Source organism: Candidatus Lokiarchaeum ossiferum (genome assembly GCA_025839675.1).
In the GTDB taxonomy this organism is placed as follows: domain Archaea; phylum Asgardarchaeota; class Lokiarchaeia; order Sigyniarchaeales; family Promethearchaeaceae; genus Lokiarchaeum; species Lokiarchaeum ossiferum.
Genome location: CP104013.1, coordinates 1,089,270 through 1,106,929, shown reverse-complemented (window position 1 = coordinate 1,106,929; position 17,660 = coordinate 1,089,270). Strand labels below are relative to the sequence as shown.

The 17,660-nt window shown below is 34.6% G+C and carries 18 protein-coding genes; 8 read left to right on the top strand and 10 right to left on the bottom strand.

Annotated features, from left to right (window positions below; genetic code table 11):
• The first annotated feature begins 11 nt into the window (after positions 1-11).
• Complete coding sequence (locus tag NEF87_RS04465; RefSeq protein ID WP_457918829.1) at positions 12-1,121, top strand: aminopeptidase; 1,110 nt, start codon at positions 12-14, stop codon at positions 1,119-1,121.
• 9 nt (positions 1,122-1,130) lie between these two features.
• Here the strand turns inward: NEF87_RS04465 and NEF87_RS04460 are convergent, their stop codons facing one another.
• From NEF87_RS04460 to NEF87_RS04450, 3 genes are all read right to left on the bottom strand, one after another.
• Positions 1,131-1,385: a hypothetical protein gene (locus NEF87_RS04460; RefSeq protein ID WP_457918828.1), complete on the bottom strand. Its 255-nt coding sequence runs from the start codon at positions 1,383-1,385 to the stop codon at positions 1,131-1,133.
• Positions 1,386-1,603: 218 nt separating this feature from the next.
• Complete coding sequence (locus NEF87_RS04455) at positions 1,604-1,951, bottom strand: hypothetical protein (RefSeq protein ID WP_457918827.1); 348 nt, start codon at positions 1,949-1,951, stop codon at positions 1,604-1,606.
• Between the two features lie 37 nt (positions 1,952-1,988).
• Positions 1,989-2,684, bottom strand: a complete 696-nt coding sequence (locus NEF87_RS04450; RefSeq protein WP_457918826.1) for an aspartate/glutamate racemase family protein — start codon at positions 2,682-2,684, stop codon at positions 1,989-1,991.
• Between the two features lie 154 nt (positions 2,685-2,838).
• Between NEF87_RS04450 and NEF87_RS04445 the strand changes: the two genes are divergently transcribed.
• Positions 2,839-3,942, top strand: a complete 1,104-nt coding sequence (locus NEF87_RS04445) for an aminopeptidase (protein ID WP_457918825.1) — start codon at positions 2,839-2,841, stop codon at positions 3,940-3,942.
• 333 nt (positions 3,943-4,275) lie between these two features.
• Here the strand turns inward: NEF87_RS04445 and NEF87_RS04440 are convergent, their stop codons facing one another.
• Complete coding sequence (locus tag NEF87_RS04440; protein WP_457918052.1) at positions 4,276-5,277, bottom strand: hypothetical protein; 1,002 nt, start codon at positions 5,275-5,277, stop codon at positions 4,276-4,278.
• A 5-nt stretch (positions 5,278-5,282) separates the two neighbouring features.
• Positions 5,283-5,765 (bottom strand): hypothetical protein, encoded by a 483-nt coding sequence (locus NEF87_RS04435; RefSeq protein WP_457918051.1) that lies wholly within the window; start codon positions 5,763-5,765, stop codon positions 5,283-5,285.
• 459 nt (positions 5,766-6,224) lie between these two features.
• On the opposite strand from NEF87_RS04435, the gene NEF87_RS04430 reads away from it, so the two are divergent.
• Entirely contained in the window at positions 6,225-7,334 is a 1,110-nt protein-coding gene (locus NEF87_RS04430; RefSeq protein ID WP_457918824.1) for an aminopeptidase, read from the top strand.
• A 120-nt stretch (positions 7,335-7,454) separates the two neighbouring features.
• Here NEF87_RS04430 and NEF87_RS04425 read toward each other — a convergent pair whose 3' ends face one another.
• A complete protein-coding gene (locus NEF87_RS04425) occupies positions 7,455-7,883 on the bottom strand; it encodes a hypothetical protein (RefSeq protein ID WP_457918823.1) in 429 nt (142 codons plus the stop codon).
• On the bottom strand, positions 7,884-10,505 hold the full coding sequence (locus tag NEF87_RS04420) for a penicillin acylase family protein (protein WP_457918822.1): 2,622 nt from the start codon (positions 10,503-10,505) through the stop codon (positions 7,884-7,886). It abuts the gene before it with no gap.
• A gap of 170 nt (positions 10,506-10,675) precedes the next feature.
• Between NEF87_RS04420 and NEF87_RS04415 the strand changes: the two genes are divergently transcribed.
• Positions 10,676-12,103 carry an amidohydrolase family protein gene (locus NEF87_RS04415; RefSeq protein WP_457918821.1) on the top strand — a complete coding sequence of 476 codons (1,428 nt, stop codon included), beginning with the start codon at positions 10,676-10,678 and terminating at the stop codon, positions 12,101-12,103.
• A gap of 55 nt (positions 12,104-12,158) precedes the next feature.
• On the opposite strand, the gene NEF87_RS04410 is transcribed toward NEF87_RS04415, so the two are convergent.
• Positions 12,159-12,914, bottom strand: coding sequence for a hypothetical protein (locus NEF87_RS04410; RefSeq protein WP_457918820.1), 756 nt, complete (start codon positions 12,912-12,914; stop codon positions 12,159-12,161).
• Between the two features lie 339 nt (positions 12,915-13,253).
• Here NEF87_RS04410 and NEF87_RS04405 point away from each other — a divergent pair, with 339 nt between their 5' ends.
• The 4 genes from NEF87_RS04405 (at position 13,254) to NEF87_RS04390 (ending at position 16,079) form a co-directional block, all read left to right on the top strand.
• Complete coding sequence (locus tag NEF87_RS04405; protein ID WP_457918819.1) at positions 13,254-13,727, top strand: pyridoxamine 5'-phosphate oxidase family protein; 474 nt, start codon at positions 13,254-13,256, stop codon at positions 13,725-13,727.
• Positions 13,728-13,735: 8 nt separating this feature from the next.
• The gene (locus tag NEF87_RS04400) at positions 13,736-14,488 is read left to right on the top strand and encodes a nitroreductase family protein (protein WP_457918818.1); all 753 of its coding nucleotides are present in this window, start codon (positions 13,736-13,738) and stop codon (positions 14,486-14,488) included.
• 11 nt (positions 14,489-14,499) lie between these two features.
• A complete protein-coding gene (locus NEF87_RS04395; RefSeq protein ID WP_457918817.1) occupies positions 14,500-15,357 on the top strand; it encodes an alpha/beta fold hydrolase in 858 nt (285 codons plus the stop codon).
• Between the two features lie 137 nt (positions 15,358-15,494).
• Positions 15,495-16,079, top strand: coding sequence for a DJ-1/PfpI family protein (locus NEF87_RS04390; RefSeq protein ID WP_457918816.1), 585 nt, complete (start codon positions 15,495-15,497; stop codon positions 16,077-16,079).
• Between the two features lie 4 nt (positions 16,080-16,083).
• On the opposite strand, the gene NEF87_RS04385 is transcribed toward NEF87_RS04390, so the two are convergent.
• Both NEF87_RS04385 and NEF87_RS04380 read right to left on the bottom strand, forming a co-directional pair.
• Positions 16,084-16,830 carry a hypothetical protein gene (locus NEF87_RS04385; protein ID WP_457918815.1) on the bottom strand — a complete coding sequence of 249 codons (747 nt, stop codon included), beginning with the start codon at positions 16,828-16,830 and terminating at the stop codon, positions 16,084-16,086.
• A 23-nt stretch (positions 16,831-16,853) separates the two neighbouring features.
• Positions 16,854-17,534, bottom strand: a complete 681-nt coding sequence (locus NEF87_RS04380; protein WP_457918814.1) for a hypothetical protein — start codon at positions 17,532-17,534, stop codon at positions 16,854-16,856.
• Positions 17,535-17,660: the final 126 nt, after the last annotated feature.

Sequence of the window (17,660 nt, the reverse complement as noted above, 5' to 3'; positions counted from 1 at the left end):
AAAACTAAACAATGAATGATTTTAATGAAAAACTAGCTCGTTTGGCCGTCAAGTATGCAATTGATGTTCAACCGGGAGACGATGTGTCTGTTGAAGGGTCTGAAGTGGCCAATGATTTGATCAAAGCAATTTGCATTGAAGTAATTAAAGCAGGGGGACACCCATATCCGATTTCAGCAATTAAGGGACTTAATGTTGCCACATTGAAATATGGAAATGATGAGCAATTACAATACATTGGGCCTGGAATGAAAATGTTAATACAAAAATTCCAAGCGCGGATTCAAATTCTGGCGGATTATAATACGATGAAAATGACCGATATTGATCCAGATAAACAAAATAGATTTCAACGAAATCCTGAATTTCCTGAGTTAATGAAAACTTATATGGAACGTGTGGAAAAGAAAGAATTAAAATGGGTTGTTGTTCCATATCCTTGTGATGCTTTAGCACAAGATGCGAAAACTGATACTGAATCATATAAGGAATTTGTTTACAAGGCTCTTAAATTAGATGCGGAAGATCCTGCAGAAGAATGGAGAAAAATAGAAAAAGAACAAGATCTTAAAGTAGAGATCTTGAATAAAGTTGAAAACATTCAAGTTCTTGGGGAAGATACCGATATAACTCTTTCCGTCAAAGGAAGACCTTGGGAAAATTGTTGCGGTCATGAAAATTTGCCTGATGGTGAAATTTTCACAAGTCCTATTGAAAATTCGGTTAATGGAAAAATTCGTTTCACATATCCAGGGATTTATCAAGGTAAAGAAGTCGAAAATATTTATTTGGAGTTTAAAGATGGTAAAGTGATTAAAGCAACTGCCGAGAAAGGGCAAGAACTGCTCGATACTATTTTAAAAATTGAAAATGCTAATATTCTCGGGGAATTTGCCATTGGTACAAATTATGGAGTGACCAAATTCACCAAAAATATGCTTTTTGATGAGAAAATCGGTGGAACGATGCACATGGCGCTAGGAATGGGGTTTCCTGAAACAAAAAGTGAAAATCAAGAATGTGCTATTCATTGGGATATATTAAAGGATATGTCTGGGGAAAATTCCAAAATTATCGCTGATGGAAAAATTATTTACCAAGATGGCAAATGGAAGATCTGATTCTATTTTTCAATCAATAAAACTTTGGAACTTGAATTTCTCATCGTTTGTCTCTTTTTCCTTTTTCTTTTTATCCTTTCGAGCTCCTATCCATACTAATAGTCCTGCTGGAATAGAAAGAATACATGCAAGAATTAACAAGAAAACTACTCCCAATATCCAAAATCCACTATTATCCTTACCAATATTTGCCAAAGTTAGGATTATTGCAAGAATAATCGGGATTAAAACGAGACATCCTCCGAATTTCTTCCAAATACTCATATATTCATGATCTCGATTATCCTAATAAATGGAAGGTATAATGATTGTGCCTAATTATTACAAATCCATAAGTTGATGGTATTTGTTTTCTTATAAATTAGGAATTCTGATTGATATCCTCTCACCAAAAATATATAAGTAGAAATGCAAAAATCAATATTTAAAAAAAAGTAGAAACATCGTAGAAGATACTTCAAATGGAAAAATGGAAAACAAATTTAATGTGTATCTTGTTCGATTTCTTTTTTAATTTGATCAGAACTACTAAATTCGTTTAATTGCTCTTTAATGTAACACAAAAATGCCCAAGTAATCAATTTTTTATGGATTTTAATAACTCCTGAAAGATAGTTGTTGCGTTTTTCTTCATAGAGAAAGTACTTTTTTCTACGGAATTTGATTTCGGTACTTCTCAATTCTTTTTTTAACGAAGGTTTTTCAAAAAATTTGCCACAAATGGAAACAAAATTCTCGAAATCTTCTAATTTAAATACTAGTTTTCGAAATCGGGATAATCTGAATTGAATTCTGACTGATTCTGATGCCTTTTCCATCAAAATTTTCATAAATTATACAAACCTTTTTCCCCTAAAGATTTATAGCTTACAATTCCAAAGCTTTTTTTACAGCGAATTCGGCATGAAGTTGCGTTGTATCAAATACGGGGATTGGTGAATCTTGTGGTTTGATTAATAGGGGTATTTCTGTGCATCCTAAAATAATACCTTGAGCCCCTTTTTTCTGGAGTTTCCGTATAACTTGTTTATACACTTCTCGAGCGGGATCTGTTATTTTACCAAGAACTAATTCTTCGAAGATGATATGATCAACTTCCCTTCTTTCATCGGGATTCGGAACAATCACCTCAATATGATGCTGATCCAAGAGTCTTTTCTTATAGAAATCACCTTCCATAGTAAAACGTGTCCCTAATAAACCCACCTTAGTCAGCCCTAGCTCCTTGATTTTATCTGCAGCAGCATCAGCAATATGGTAGATCGGAATTTGGATCTTCAACTGAATTGCATCTAGTAATTTATGCATGGTGTTTGTACAAATAATGATTAAGTTTGCTCCGGCCTTCTCCAAATTGATTGCCACTTCACATAAGTGATCTGTTATTTTATCCCATTCTTCATTTCGCATCCATTTCTCAATGGGTCCAAAATCCACCGATGATAAAATACATTGGGCTGAATGCAATCCTCCCAATTTTTCTTTAATTTGCTCGTTAAGAATACGATAATATTCAATAGATGATTCCCATGACATCCCGCCAATTAATCCGATTGTTTTCATTTCGTTCATACACCGTCTAAGAATTGAATAAGGGAAATATAAGATAAAATAATAATTTTGGGAATGGAATATTCGAAATGAAAAGCTAAAATAGGATGTTTATTTTTTAATCTTAAGATCTTTTTTTGAGACATAGATTAAAAAGTGGTAAATTATGTTTGATTTTGATAATAAACTCGCAAAATTGGCAGTTCAATACGCTGTAAATGTTCAGAAGGGGGATAAAGTCATAATTATGGCTCCCTCTTTTGCTGAAAGCTTTATACAAGAACTATATATTGAAATTCTAAAAGCAGGGGGTCATCCATCTGTTAGAACTCGAATTGATGGTTTAAATGAAGTGTTCTATACCTATGCTTCTGATGAGCAACTTGAATATTTTGATCCAGTTCTAACTACTATTGGAGAAACTTATAATAAGTTAATTTCTGTGCAAGGTGATTTCAATACTCGAGAATTGGAAACGATTGATTCAGCTAAATTGCGAATTTCCCAAGGATCTGCAGGAAATACTGCTTTTCGCAAAACCCTCGATGAAAGAGAAATGAAGGGTGAATTCGCGTGGACGATTGTCCCTTATCCATGTCATGCTTTAGCTCAAGATGCTGGCTTTGGAATTCGTGCCTATAAAGAATTTATTGCTTCTGCTCTTGCTCTTAAGGAAAATCCTGTTGCCCACTGGAAAGAGGTTGAAGCAGAGCAGGATCGTTTAATTAAAATTTTGGATCAAGTCGATAAAATTCAAGTACTCGGAGAAGATACCGATCTAACCTTAAGTGTTAAAGGAAGAAAATGGGTTAATTGTTGTGGGCATAAAAATCTTCCCGATGGAGAAGTATTTACTGGACCTATCGAAAATTCATTAAATGGTCATATTCGTTTTACTTATCCAGGTATTTATATGGGAAAAGAAGTAGAGAATATCTACCTCGAATTTAAGGAAGGGAAAGTAGTTAAAGCAACTGCTGACAAAGGTGAAGAACTTTTAAAAACTCTTCTTGAAATTCCTGGAGCCGATGGAATTGGGGAATTTGCTATTGGAACAAATTATAACATTTCCAAATTTACAAAAAATATGCTCTTTGATGAAAAAATTGGCGGAACTCTTCACATGGCATTAGGAAAAGGTATGTTGGAATCTGGTTCCGTTGCAGATTCTGCAATCCATTGGGATATTTTGAAAGAAATGAAGAGCGATGATTCTAAAGTTATTGCTGATGGAAAAGTCATTTATCAAGCCGGAAAATGGTTGATTTAATCTTTTTTCGTTTTTTTGTTTTGTTTTCTCTAAACAATTACCTCAAATTCTCAAAATTTTTAGAATTCTAAGAATGTCTACCTAAAACTAAATTTACCTTAAAAATCCTAAAATTACAATAAAATGGTGGATGAATTCAATTCTCTCTTAAATTCTACCCATAAAATGAAAGAGAAAAGTGATTGAACTTCCTTTTTACAATATTGTTTTTTAACTTATGATAAATACACACTGTTTTTAAACCATACACACTTTATTTAATCATTAGATATATCTTAATCCCATTTATGCAATGTGAAAAAATTAAAACTGAATTGAGTGAATTTTAAAAACTTAAAATTTACCGTTTTTTCGTTTTTTTCTTAATTCTGCTTCCCACTTCCGACGTTTATCCCAAAATGCTTTTTGTCGTGGATTTAAAGCAATCTCTTGAAGTTGACAAAAACCTGAATCTCGTGCTAGTTTAATCCACATAGAGTTTGTTTTAAACTCCCTTCCAGTTGAAAATGCACTTAATTTCGTCAATAAGTCAGTTCTACCTAATTTATATGCTGTAATTGCTCGCATTAAATCCAGTATATATGTTAAGGTACGATGAAGGTGGGCCATATTCAATCCACGAGTATTTAATCGTTTTTGATTATAAAATGTAGGGTTTGCAGATTGACCTGCTTCAACTAAAGGTCGTTGAGCATACATTAATAATATGTCTTGCTCTGTCCATCCAGGTGGAAAATAATCGGAATTAAACCAAAATCCTTTTTTTAATTCCCGAGTTGGATGAGTTTTAAGGTGTTTTGGTGCACGAAGCAAAGGAAAAATGCCCCGATCTTGATAAAATTCCAGACTTTTCTTACAATACGTACCTGTATCACCCATCACCATCTTCCACTCTCCAATTTTAAGATTATTAAAAGCGGTAAAGGTTTTGCGGGATGCTGGTTTATCGTTCATATTGCCTGGAAAAGTCTCAAAATGTATTGGAAGTGCCCGTTTCCAGCTCCCACAATACGCATAAAGTGTCCAATGAACAAATCCAACACCAAGCTTCTTCCCTGAATGACGATAATATCCAGCATCACTATCATTATACTTTGTTGTTTTTGAATTTTTATTGTTGTTACAGTTCGTTCTGACAAATTGACCATCAAAAATCATGATTCTAGGAATGATTATCCTAAGATCAATAGCTTCACGAACTAAGTTATGAAAATAATCCATGACTCGGGAAAGAGGGATACGATTCATAATATAACTGATATCATCCGCGGAGGGAAAGTAGTAAGAATCATGTAAAATCCCCTTCAAAGGATTATCACCAATAAAATATGACATTTTTTCTAAACCTGAATAATCTTTGAATCCAAGCGGCGACGAAGTAGTTCAAATGCGATAATATCATGAAGGAACATTCCTTTGAAATGAACTCCCTGTATCTCCAATTCATCTTGAATTTTATCAAAGTAACTAAGATCATTCATTTCAAAGATATGATTGAAATATCCTGAAAATTTTGGTAGCGTGTGGAGCATATCCCACTCTGACTGCGGAAGTATGCCTTTTGCATAATCATCATAAGTTGTTTGCCCAAGATTGCGAAATCGCATGAAGTACTTCCGTTTGGGAAGAATATGTGCAATATTTCCGTATATATAATGCTCTAATCGTGTTTGGGATTTAGAAACTATCAATGAAGGGGCTTTCCGGGCGTGACGCTTGAATGGAAACCATTTAAATTTTTTATATACATAGCGATATGTCTTTGGAATCCACATTTCAAGTATTTGAGTTGATTTCAGACCGATATAATCATGTAACTGCATTTGATATATTGAAGGCCGTCGTCGATATTTGAATATTAGAATAGCTGATGCACCCCAGATATTGAATATATTAGTGTAAGGAAAACAAGAATAAAATTGTTTTGGTTTTTATATTATCTAAAATCTTGAAATTGGGCATGATTTTATGCTCATCATCAGATCATTTAAGATCCACTAATTTGGCCTAGCAAACGGGAAATTTTGTGAATGCTAAAAAACGTGTCCACTTTTGCTCGACAAAATTAAATGTGGTATAAAATGGGGGATTCAAAGCCAATGGGTGATAAATTACTAAAAAAAGTGAAAATTACAAAAAGTACGATTCACTCAATTAAATACATCTGATTTCAATGAAAAGTTTCCCAGTTGGCTGTTAGAATATTGTAAATGTCCAAATTGGTGAAACAGAATTCATTGAAAATTATATTTTTTTTTAAGAATTTAGAGGAAGAACAAATAATGTATGATTTTAATGTAAAGTTAGCTAAATTGGCCGTAAATTATGCGGAAAATGTACAACCTGGCGAAGTAGTCTTAATTCAAGGCTCTGAAGTTGCGAATGATTTAATTCGAGAAATCTATATCGAAGTTTTAAAAGCAGGAGGTCATCCTGTGGTGGAATCATTGATCAAAAACCTATCCGTCGCAAAATATCGCCTTGGAAATGCTGAACAACTAAAATTTGTTGACCCAATTATGAAGATTGGGGTGGATGTAGTCGATCATTTTATTAGCATTCTTGCAGACAATAATGTGAAGAAGATGTCACTAATCCCGTCTGAAAAACAAACTAAGATTTTTGAAAATCCTGAATATATGGAAATGATGAATAAATTCCAAAAACGAGTTGCAAAGAAGGAACTTGGATGGGTTATTGTACCTTATCCTTGTGACAGTCTCGCCCAAGAAGCCAACATGGATTTAATATCCTACAAAGAATTTGTATATGGGGCATTACACTTAGATAATGATGATCCTGCAAGTACTTGGCAAAAAATTAAAGCTGAGCAAGATAGATTAGTTGAAATCTTGAATAAAGCCGAAAACATTCAAGTTTTAGGGGATGATACCGATTTAACACTTCGAGTTAAGGATCGCCCATGGGTGAACTGTTGTGGCAATAATAATTTGCCTGATGGTGAATTGTATACGAGTCCACTTGAAGATTCAATCAATGGACACATTCGTTTCACGTATCCGGGTATTTACCAGGGCAAGGAAATCAAAAACATTTATCTTGAATTCAAAGATGGAAAAGTAGTAAAAGGTACAGCAGAAAAAGGTCAAGATTTATTGGATTCGATTTTGAAGATAAAAAATGCAAATAAGATCGGTGAATTCGCCATCGGAACGAATTATGGAATTAAGAAATTCACTAAAAGTATGCTGTTTGATGAAAAAATGGGAGGTACTCTCCATATGGCATTAGGGAAAGGATTCCCTGACTCGAAAAGTGAAAATATTGAGTGTGCCATCCATTGGGATATTCTCAAAGACATGAAAAGTGAAAAATCCAAAGTAATTGTTGATGGAAAAGTTATTTATCAAGCCGGAAAATGGTTGATTTAATCTCACTTTTTTTTTTTAATGGATCAGAAAATTGCTATAAAGCATCTAAAATGTTGCTATATTTAAATTCTTGACTTTTCCTATAAATTTTCTGCAGAAATCAAAAAAAAGAAAAAAATTTCATTTTTCTATTGACTCAACATCTAGTTCTTTAATCTTTTTGTTTCCTAAGAATAATATATTTATTCCCGCACCGATCATTCCCCCCAGTGCTCCAATGATCATTCCAATAAGTATGATTACTACGATAAATAACCAGCCCATACCAGTTTGATTAAGTATGAGGACTCCCAATTGATCAAATAAGATATTGGTTTTATTCAGCAAAAGATAATAAATAATTGATGTGCTCCATGCAATGGGCATTCCAATCATTCCGCTCAAAGTTCCCTTTTTTTGATTAGAATTTAATATTCCCCCTAAGATTCCTGGAATGAAGGCTAATTGCCAGATGGGTATTAAGGTAAATAAAAATCCCGTAATACTGCTAGCTAAGATCCCTAAAGTAAACGAATGCTTTTTGACATTTGTAAAGTCTATACCCTTCAATTATTTCTCCTCCTTTTTCAATACTAAAATGGATTCAACATTACACCATTTTTCAAGAGTGTCAGGATCTTCGGCTTTGAAATACTGGTTATGAAATTCTCCTTGTAAAAATAGTGTCAATTGATCGGCATAATGTTCTGAACTCGAGATCGCCGATTCTCCTGATGGTATTACTGAGAGCGAATTATTCATATTAGAAAAATCCACAATTATACGCTCTGATGGGCCTCCACGCGAAGCGCCATATCGGACTTCCCAATTCACAAAATTTTGGGTATAGGATGGATTCACAGTTACTGATGTGCCGTTTCCTGGAAATGGGCCAACACCTAATCCAGGTAATCCTAGAAGATGATCAAAAGTTAATTGGTGAATATCACCCCATTTCCATGCTGAGATGTCGTCAGTTCCGTAATATTTTTCCAAAGCACTCAGAGATTTTTCAAGTCCATAGAGAATTGTACTATCCCGATTTTCTACAATCGATGTTGAAACATTATCAAACCACTTTGAATTTGGTTCTTCTTTTGTTAAGTATTCCAGAACTGCCCAAGATGGTGTACTGAAATCTCCTCGCAAATCCATATCATCATAAAATGTGGAATGTAAATAAGCATCATTCCAGATGTTAAATATTGTCGTTGCTGGGGATGAACCTAACATAATATAATCCCAGCTAACCAATTCATCATAAACATCCTGTTGCAACTTGGTTTTCTCAGTGACTGACGCTAAAGCATTAATTAAATACGGTGTGAAATTTCCGGCTCTAGGACTGTATAAATCCAATTGAATTTCCTTCATATCATTAATTGTGAATTCGTTTCCTGAAGCGAGGAGTGTGTTTAAACGTCGCGCTCGGTATCCTACAGAACCTCCCCCATTGATTGAGTCTACATTTGGAAAATCGGGTCCTGCAATTTGTTGATTGGCTGAGGTTAAATATCCTTGTTCTGGATTAATTGAAACTGGAAGATCATCGAAATCGACATAACCTATCCATTCTCCCTCCCCCTTTGATCCATTGTATGGCATTCTTCCATTTCCGATATGCCAATCTGGTAAATTGCTATCATTTCGAATTGGAACTTTAGCGTTGGGGCGCATCCCTATATTCCCATCTACATCACCAAAGGCAATGTTTAACGGAAGACATGCAAAAAACCGGGATGCTTCATCAAATTCATAAACGTCCTTCGCATGCATATATCCATAAAGAGCCAAATAATCATATGTAATGTTTTGGGAAACCCATTTGCAGGCAATAACACTATCTTTAAATAACTCAGGAACAGAAATCAAATTTGTGAAAACGGGTCCATGGACGGTCGCGTTAAATCGATATAAGACAGGTTCATTTCCTTTAACTGGAATTAATACTTCATGAACTTCATAAGGAATTGGTTCTCCTTTGTATTCATAATGGGTTTCATTAATCCCATTATAGTAATACCAATCTTGCATATCAAAAGCTGCGATGGTTTCACCCCATCCGAGATAATTGGTATGACCTGCAACGGGAAGAGGTACTCCCGGTAGAAACACTGCATAGATGTTTAGATCTGAATCTGTCTCAATCAAATGTGCCTCATGCCACATACCTGGTAGACTCCAACCAAGGTGCATATCATTACATAGTAAGGGAAAACTAGATTCTGTTTTATTGCCTGAAATGACCCAGTTATTGGATCCAATGATATATTCTGGATTTATTCTATCTGCTTCTTGAGGAAATTGCGAAATCCCTTTCAAAAATTCATTAGCAAATTCTTTAGAAAACCGGGATAATTTTGAATCTTGTGCATATGAAGATGCTGGTGTTGAATCACTTGATGGATTTGGGAGACTGGGAGGAACAGAAATACTATCAAACTCTCCATAGTTTGGAACGACAGGAATTTGATAAGGGGCTGGAAATCCAAACAATTCAGTATAATTTTCTTTACCTAATGTCATTACATCAGAATACCGCTGAAAATCGGAATAACCCCATGTAAAATATTCCGAAATATATTTTGCATATACAAGGGTATCGATTACATCCCACGGTGAAATTTCCGCATCTAAAAATTGATATTCAAAAGGTCGTGCATTGTCACTTGTTGAGATGTAAAGATTGACCCCTGCAACATATTTCTCCATAATGGTCCGAATATTTTGTATTTGAGGATCATTACTCGCCTTCATCTCAATGTAAGTCAAATTGGCCCAATAGGCTTCCATTTTAAGAATATTGAATTTATCTGTTTCCAATGCAGAAGGTCCCACCAATTCTGAAAGGGTTCCTCGTGAACTTCTCCGAATAAGATCCATTTGAATTATTCGATCTTGGGCATGACAGTAACCCAGAGCGAACATTAAATCTTCTTCGTTACTTCCATAGATGTGAGGAACTCCAAATTCATCACGATATATTTTAACTTCATCATTTAGGTTTTCATCATAAATTTCCTCATAAGATGCATAGTTATCAGGGACATCCCAAATCCCCGTACCTGGAAGAAGAAATTTTCCTAGGGGAGGAATCATACCAAATGGAATTGATAGCACCACCATCATACAAATGGATATAGCCAAAGCTCCAGATGATTTGAATATTACTTTTTTTTGATCTTGATTCATAAATCGCTCACATTTTTATTTTGCGTAACAATCTTATTTCATATTTGCCGATTGCGATAAAAAATATATTGCTTATTTTTAAAATGGTATCATTTTCCAGCTACTGAAAAAAATGTCATTTTTTTCAAGACCCAAATAGATTTAATTTTTCCAATGATTTACATAAATTTATGGATATCGCAATTATCAATACCAAACTGTTAACCTTCGAGGGGAGGGGTTTGGGAATAATTAATGATGGTGGTCTGGCAATTGAAAATGGCAAGATCACATTTGTAGGTAAAACAACGGATTTTCAATACCAAAGTGCTGATCATATCATTGATGGATCAAATCTTTTGACAATGCCAGGGTTAATTAATTCTCATATTCATACCAGTGAAACTTTGTTACGTGGGGCGGCCCAAGATTTGCCCGAAAGTGAATGGATGAATAAAGGATTTGGGCCGTTCAAGAAACATTTAGGTATTGAAGGGATGGTGGCAGGGGCCCAATTGGGCGTTCTTGAAGGAATCCGGTCAGGTACCACTACATTTGCGGAATATGAAACGCATGTTAGTTCTCTTGTTAACAATGTTTATTTGCCGTTTAAAACTCGAGTTGTGGCAATTGAAACCATAAATGAAATGGCTTCAGATAGAGTAAAGCTTAAACCGACGGATTTGTATGAACTAGATTCCGAGCTTGGAAAGGACCCTTTAAAACGGGCGGATGCTCTATTCAAAGATTTTCAAGATCATCCCCTTGTGACTTCCATGTATGGACCACAAGCGCTCGATATGGTTTCTGAAGAGACCCTAAAAATTGTTCAAGCCAAAGCCAAAGAAAAAAAATGCAAAATTCACATGCACATCGCTCAAGGAAATAGAGAACGCACCCAAATAGAAAAACGGTACGGAAAAGGGGCAACGACTATAAGCATTCTGAATGATCGGAATTTCTTGGATGAAAATCTGGTCGCCGCTCATATTCATGATACTACAATTGAGGAACGAGAGTTAATGGTTCAAAAAGATGTTAAAATGGTCGGATGTCCGTCTTCGATATCTTGTATTGATGGAATTCTTCCACCAATTGGTCATTATCTGAAGCTAGGTGGTACCGCAGCTATTGGTACAGATCAAGCCCCTGGTCCGGGCCATCACAATTTATTTTTAGAGCTAAAATTGGCCAGCATTGGAACCAAAATTATTTCAAAAGATCCTACCGCCTTGCCTCCATGGGAATCAATTAAGTTAGTGACAATTAATGGTGCCAAGGTTTTAGGATTGGATCAGAAGATAGGTTCTTTAAAAGTTGGAAAAAATGCTGATGTAATCACTTTAAACCTCAAAAAATTGAATTTAGTACCTGTTATTGACAATCCGTTCCACACTATTATTCCTAATCTTGTTTATTCGACGAATGGCTCTGAAGTTAATAATGTAATCATCAATGGGGATTTTATTATCAAAGATAATGAATTTCCTTCACTTAATGTTGAGGAAATCACAAGTGATGTGAGCAAAAAAGCCAGATTGATTTTTGAAGCTGCAACCGACGAGTGGAAAGAAGCAGATTCACAAATGGTCAAGTATTATAAAAAGGGATTTTTATAACTTAGGGGTTAAGTTACCAGAGTTTTTTGCAATTTACACTGTTTTTTCTCTCTATTTATTTCAAGCACCGTAGAATGATATAGAGTAAATAAAATATAAGGCGTCCGAAACGCAACATTATGTAAAATGAGTACCAGAAAACCGCTAGCACTCCGCCCATCCAATTTCCTTCCTCAATACTTAGGGATGCATCACCCACTCCAAGAGCGGTGCCCAACAAAACCAAACCCATTAACACTAGTTCAACCAAAAATACATATGTAATGAAACCACAAATTAAACCTATGATTAATTGAATGATAAAGAAATAAAGAATTGTTATATTTGTTCCTGATGATTGATTATAGCGCGTTTTTACGATGGAATTGAGCCAAATTCCCCCATTGACGGAAAGAAAAACACTACCAATAATGATCACCATTTTATTTATGGGAGCGAGTTCGAATTCTGGAATAAATGAAAAGAGTAATCGACCAATTAATTCTCCAAGCGCCCAATTAAATGCAAGATATCCACATAGACTTGTGCCATTACTTCCTTTGGCACAATAAATATGGCAGCATAACAAAGAAAAAACTGCTATCCCAATATAAAGAGGAATTAAATTCGAATTTAAAGTAAGTATGGCTGAATTGAGACGCCATAAGGTTGTGGCAGAGCATAATAGAGACCCCAAAGTCATAATCCCTAAAGATTTTTCATAAAACTCTTTCCCAAGATTTTTTCCTGATTCATCTGCTCTTCCAATATATGGAATTTCATATGATTTCTTTTCATCTTCACTATCTTTTTGAAAAAACCCTCCCGCCATGATATAATTGATCGATTTTATCCATTTAAGCGTTATAAAAAAACTCACCGCTGATTAGATCTTTTTTAAGAAAAGAAGGTGATTTTTGGAAGAAAAATTGAGAGATTAGAAAGAAATGAGTCTGCAATAAAAAAAGGTGTAATAATTGGCGATCATGTCATTAAGGTTGGTAAAGGGATTTATTTTTGAGAATAAGTTCAATATTCGATGGAAGTTATACTATCTCTGATTTCCACGATTTTGAAAAGAATGTTTGGATATAGTAAAATTTATATAAATTTATGTTCTATATAGAACTATCTTATATAAGAAAATTTTCAATTTATTGATGGTGATATTATGAATTTTGAAGAAGAAAGAGAGAAAGTAATAAAACTTGGACTACAGCTAATTAAAGAATCTCAGTTTGCCTTTTTAACTACGCTGGATGAAAATGGTTTGCCACATACGCGTTCTATGTTCAATTTAAGGGGAAAATCTTTTTTTCCCACAATTCAACCTACTTTAGAACCTTATCAAGATGGTTTTTCCATCTTCTTTTCTACCAATCAGTCTTCCAGTAAATATCAGCAAGTTCTAAAAGATCCTACTGCTTGCGTGTTAATTACCCGGACTGAAGAATTTTTAGGCTTATCTTTGAATGGAAAACTAAAAATTGTTGAAGATATGGAGTTTAAAAAGGGTTTATGGGTTGAAGGTTCAGAACAATACTATTCACTTGGTGTAAATGATCCCGATTACATAATAATGCAATTTATTCCTTCCTCCCTAGAATGGTGGGGTTCTGGGATAAAAAGTAAATTTAACTTGTGATGATAATTATGAATGAGACCTTAAAAACAATCCATAATCTGCGTTCTATCCGTTCCTTCTCGGATCGAGACATCAGCCCAGATATATTAGAATCAATTATTGATGCTAGTCTTCGAGCCGCTTCTTCTTCAGCGAGACAGCCCTATTCCATTATTGTGATAGAAGACCATGATTTGCTAACAAAATTTTTCTATGGAGGAAATAAAGCGTTGGTTTATTGTATTGATCTCAATCGTATTGCTGCCTTTGCAAAATATGTAGGTAAAGATTGGTATGCTGGGGATATTGTAGATTTTGTCACCTGCTCTACTGATACGGTTTTAGCCGCCCAAACAGCAGTTCTGGCAGGAAAGTCATTAGGTGTTGATTCCTTAATAACTAATGTGCTCCATCGCACTGGCTTAGAAAAAGTGTATGAGATACTTAATTTACCCGATCATAACGTGTTTCCATTGATAACGTTATCATTTGGCTATGCCAAATCTGAACCTCCATTTCAAAAAGGGCGAGCCCGAACGGGAATTGTTCATTATGGCAGATATCAAGAAATGACTCCTGAAGAAATTAAAGGGCAGGTCGATTTTTACAGTCGAGATGAAAACCATATGATGTTATTTGTTAGTGAAGAAAAATTGCATGAGAAAGGGTTTAAGAACTATTTCGAATGGTTTTTTACCGAATGGTGGGATGGGAAAAGCTCTTTTAACCAGGATTTCTACTCCATTTTGACGAAAATGGGGTTCTTAAAAAATAATCATTAATGTAACTATATATGAGAACTTGTCAACTTGAAAAAATAACTATTCATTATGAAATAGTGGGGGATGGAATTCCAATCTTGGCACTCCATGGTTGGATGCCAGACCATGAATTAATGACATCTTGTTTGGAACCTTTTTTTCAACGAAATTCTGGTTATAAACGAATATATCCTGATTTACCCGGATGTGGACTTACTAAGGGAGAACCTTGGATCAACAGAAGCGATGATTTTCTTGAGATCATGTTACAATTTATTGATAAGGTAATAGGAAAGACTTCATTTATTTTAATCGGTGAATCTTATGGAGGATATTTAGCCCGTGGGATATTGCTAAAGAAATTTTCTCAAATACTAGGGCTTGGTACAATTTGTTCAGTGGGAGAAATAATACAATCAAAACGAAATACTCCAGAATTCAATGCTGTACTAAGGGATGAAGTTTATTATCATTCTTTGGATCCCTCCCAACAGAAGGAACTTGATGGTTTTTTAATTGTTCAAATTAAAGAAATTGTGGATCGATTTGCGAAAGAAATCGCACCTGGATTAAAACGAGCAGATGAAGAGTTCCTCGCCAATATCCAAGATACAGGAAATTATAATTTTACATTTGATGTTGATGAAAAACTTCCTATCTATTCTGGCCCCTCCTTATTTCTTTTAGGTAGACAAGATAATATTGTAGGCTTCCAAGATCATTTTAAATTGCTCTCAAAATTCCCACGGGCATCTTATGTTGTCTTAGATGCTGCAGGACATAATCTCCAACAAGAACAAGAAAAACTTTTGCATGCACATCTTCGTGAATGGTTAGATCGGATTGATTATGCGATCACTGGGGAAGTAACTTCACAATCGATTGTTTAGAAGGAAAAAATATTTCCCCAAAGAATCAAACAGTTTCTCTATCAAAAATCCTCGAAGTTCATTTTTTCCATCATTATGAATTAAAATTTGTAAGCAGTAAAAGAAATTATATAAGGTGAAGGCAATTTGATCTTTGCATGCAAGAATTACTGATTTATCTTTATGACACATGTTGTCTTTCGGAAGTGTCCATTATTGGATGGTTTCTTAATCATGGCGAACAAGTGAAAGTGCGTTCCTTTGCCCTTCAGAAAACTGAAATTGTTACTTTAGAAGGATGGCATATCACATCGGATTATTCTATCGATGATATAGATATGAATCAAGATTATCTGGGACTAATTTTTCCCGGTGGTGTTGATATCTTCTTGGATCCAAAGCTCAAAGATCTGATTTTAAACTTTGATGCACAAAAGAAACTAATTGGGGCAATATGTGCTGGACCAACCCACCTTGCTCTAGCGGGTTTGTTATCAAAATACAAATATACTACTTCCCTTAATCCAGAACATTTTAAAGAAAATAAAATTGAAGATCCGTTTCCATGGGACAACTTCCAATCAACCCGAGCTTTTCAAGATTCTCACATAATCACATCTACTGGGGTTGCTTTGATGGAATTTACTGATTTGGTTTTTAATTATTTGGCTATATTTGATGATGTCAAGGAGCGAAAAGAATTTCAAGGGATGTTTACTCCAAATTGGAACTACTCCTTCTAAGAGATTATTTTTTATTCTTTTTTCTTGCTTGATATTTTTTATTAAAGGAATAACCACATCTCTCCATCCAAGCTAAATATTGGGGATTTTTTCGGTAATCTGCATATCGCCCTTCAGGGGGTTCTTCCTTGTACTTGGTGTTAATAGGCCAGAAACTCAAACTAAGGGTTACTAAGAATATTAAAATTCCGAAAATTGACCAGAAGGAGCTCTCAATAAAAATAGTGTGTAAACTCAAAAAAAAAATACCTAGGATCGTTTCAAAAATACTAATTTTGAACATAATTGTTTGTCTCCATCTTGGAACCCAATACCCTCCGTGATATCCATCAGTTTTTGAACTAAATAAGTTAACAAATGGGGAAAACTGATTACTTTTCCATGGTATTTTTCTCCACATTAGTCCATCTCCGCAGCAAGCACTGTCTGCTATTAAATGGGATAATATCCCGACTACAAGGAATAAAAAAAACTCACTTTGCCAATTCAGAATCCAACTAATTATAGCCATTAAAAATATTGGAATGTACGAGATTGGCCAATGTGTCCAATATTCGAGGTGATGTTGAAAATTCATATCATTTGGATCTTTTTTTTGTAATAAATGGAATAGTGCATCAATATCTGGAAAATTCCCCCAAATTATTATGAGCGTTCCCCAGTAAGTAGGAGGTAATGATGAAAAAATAATTAGATGCGTTAGTTGGTAAAGCCAAAATGCATGGGCTGCATGAGCATTTTGATCCATCATCTTTTTTCTTCTTATGTTCGCTTCTATTTAATTTTTGTATTTCGGGTAAACCCATAAGCGACAATTACCAAACCGCAGGCAAGAACCACAAAGAATATTATATCCATTAAAATTCCTTCTGATTCAAGTTGGGCCGCTAAAGAAATAAGAAGAGCTATTAAGTTGATACTTAACCCTACCATAAAGATTAGCATTTTTTTTCGATTCTCACCTTTGGTCTCTTTAATCCCATACTTATAAAGACTGATAATCGAACTAATTAGCAATCCAAACGAAGACAATATTAGAAATATTAATGGTGGGAGAGCCATACTTGTATTGACTGGATCTATTGATAAAATCTCTAAATGTGCAAATATCGTCCAAATTGACCATAATCCTGCTGGAATTATAAATGGAAGAATGTGGTTTTTATTATTGATCCATCCACTTGAGTGAACCATTACTTGCATTGTAAAGAATAGAAAAAGCATGCCATAAAGTAGGCAATTAATTCCAACCCGAAAAAGAATATGTATGACTATCTCTGTTTTAATGATTCCATAAGTAAGTAGTGAAAGTATATATGTTCCGAATAAAAAGAAAGTTACAAACATTAACTGATTTCCAATATATTTTGAATTTTTTCTGAGAACAACTATAGCACTGAGGTAGGATGCCACAATAGCAATTCCCTCAAAAACGAACTCTAACCATTCTAACATGTTATAAATTTTATTTTTGGTCTATAATAATTTGCTTAATAAAAAAAAGTATGTTAAAAGAAAACCATCTCTCGGAATAATTCCTCCCAACTGCGGAACAAATAACTGATCGTTAAGTATGAATGA

Coding starts and splice junctions, on each gene's coding strand:
- NEF87_RS04465 (WP_457918829.1), top strand. CDS start 12: ATGAATGATTTTAATGAAAAACTAGCTCGTTTGGCCGTCAAGTATGCA.
- NEF87_RS04460 (WP_457918828.1), bottom strand. CDS start 1,385: ATGAGTATTTGGAAGAAATTCGGAGGATGTCTCGTTTTAATCCCGATT.
- NEF87_RS04455 (WP_457918827.1), bottom strand. CDS start 1,951: ATGAAAATTTTGATGGAAAAGGCATCAGAATCAGTCAGAATTCAATTC.
- NEF87_RS04450 (WP_457918826.1), bottom strand. CDS start 2,684: ATGAAAACAATCGGATTAATTGGCGGGATGTCATGGGAATCATCTATT.
- NEF87_RS04445 (WP_457918825.1), top strand. CDS start 2,839: ATGTTTGATTTTGATAATAAACTCGCAAAATTGGCAGTTCAATACGCT.
- NEF87_RS04440 (WP_457918052.1), bottom strand. CDS start 5,277: ATGTCATATTTTATTGGTGATAATCCTTTGAAGGGGATTTTACATGAT.
- NEF87_RS04435 (WP_457918051.1), bottom strand. CDS start 5,765: ATGCAGTTACATGATTATATCGGTCTGAAATCAACTCAAATACTTGAA.
- NEF87_RS04430 (WP_457918824.1), top strand. CDS start 6,225: ATGTATGATTTTAATGTAAAGTTAGCTAAATTGGCCGTAAATTATGCG.
- NEF87_RS04420 (WP_457918822.1), bottom strand. CDS start 10,505: ATGAATCAAGATCAAAAAAAAGTAATATTCAAATCATCTGGAGCTTTG.
- NEF87_RS04415 (WP_457918821.1), top strand. CDS start 10,676: ATGGATATCGCAATTATCAATACCAAACTGTTAACCTTCGAGGGGAGG.
- NEF87_RS04410 (WP_457918820.1), bottom strand. CDS start 12,914: ATGGCGGGAGGGTTTTTTCAAAAAGATAGTGAAGATGAAAAGAAATCA.
- NEF87_RS04405 (WP_457918819.1), top strand. CDS start 13,254: ATGAATTTTGAAGAAGAAAGAGAGAAAGTAATAAAACTTGGACTACAG.
- NEF87_RS04400 (WP_457918818.1), top strand. CDS start 13,736: ATGAATGAGACCTTAAAAACAATCCATAATCTGCGTTCTATCCGTTCC.
- NEF87_RS04395 (WP_457918817.1), top strand. CDS start 14,500: ATGAGAACTTGTCAACTTGAAAAAATAACTATTCATTATGAAATAGTG.
- NEF87_RS04390 (WP_457918816.1), top strand. CDS start 15,495: ATGCAAGAATTACTGATTTATCTTTATGACACATGTTGTCTTTCGGAA.
- NEF87_RS04385 (WP_457918815.1), bottom strand. CDS start 16,830: ATGATGGATCAAAATGCTCATGCAGCCCATGCATTTTGGCTTTACCAA.
- NEF87_RS04380 (WP_457918814.1), bottom strand. CDS start 17,534: ATGTTAGAATGGTTAGAGTTCGTTTTTGAGGGAATTGCTATTGTGGCA.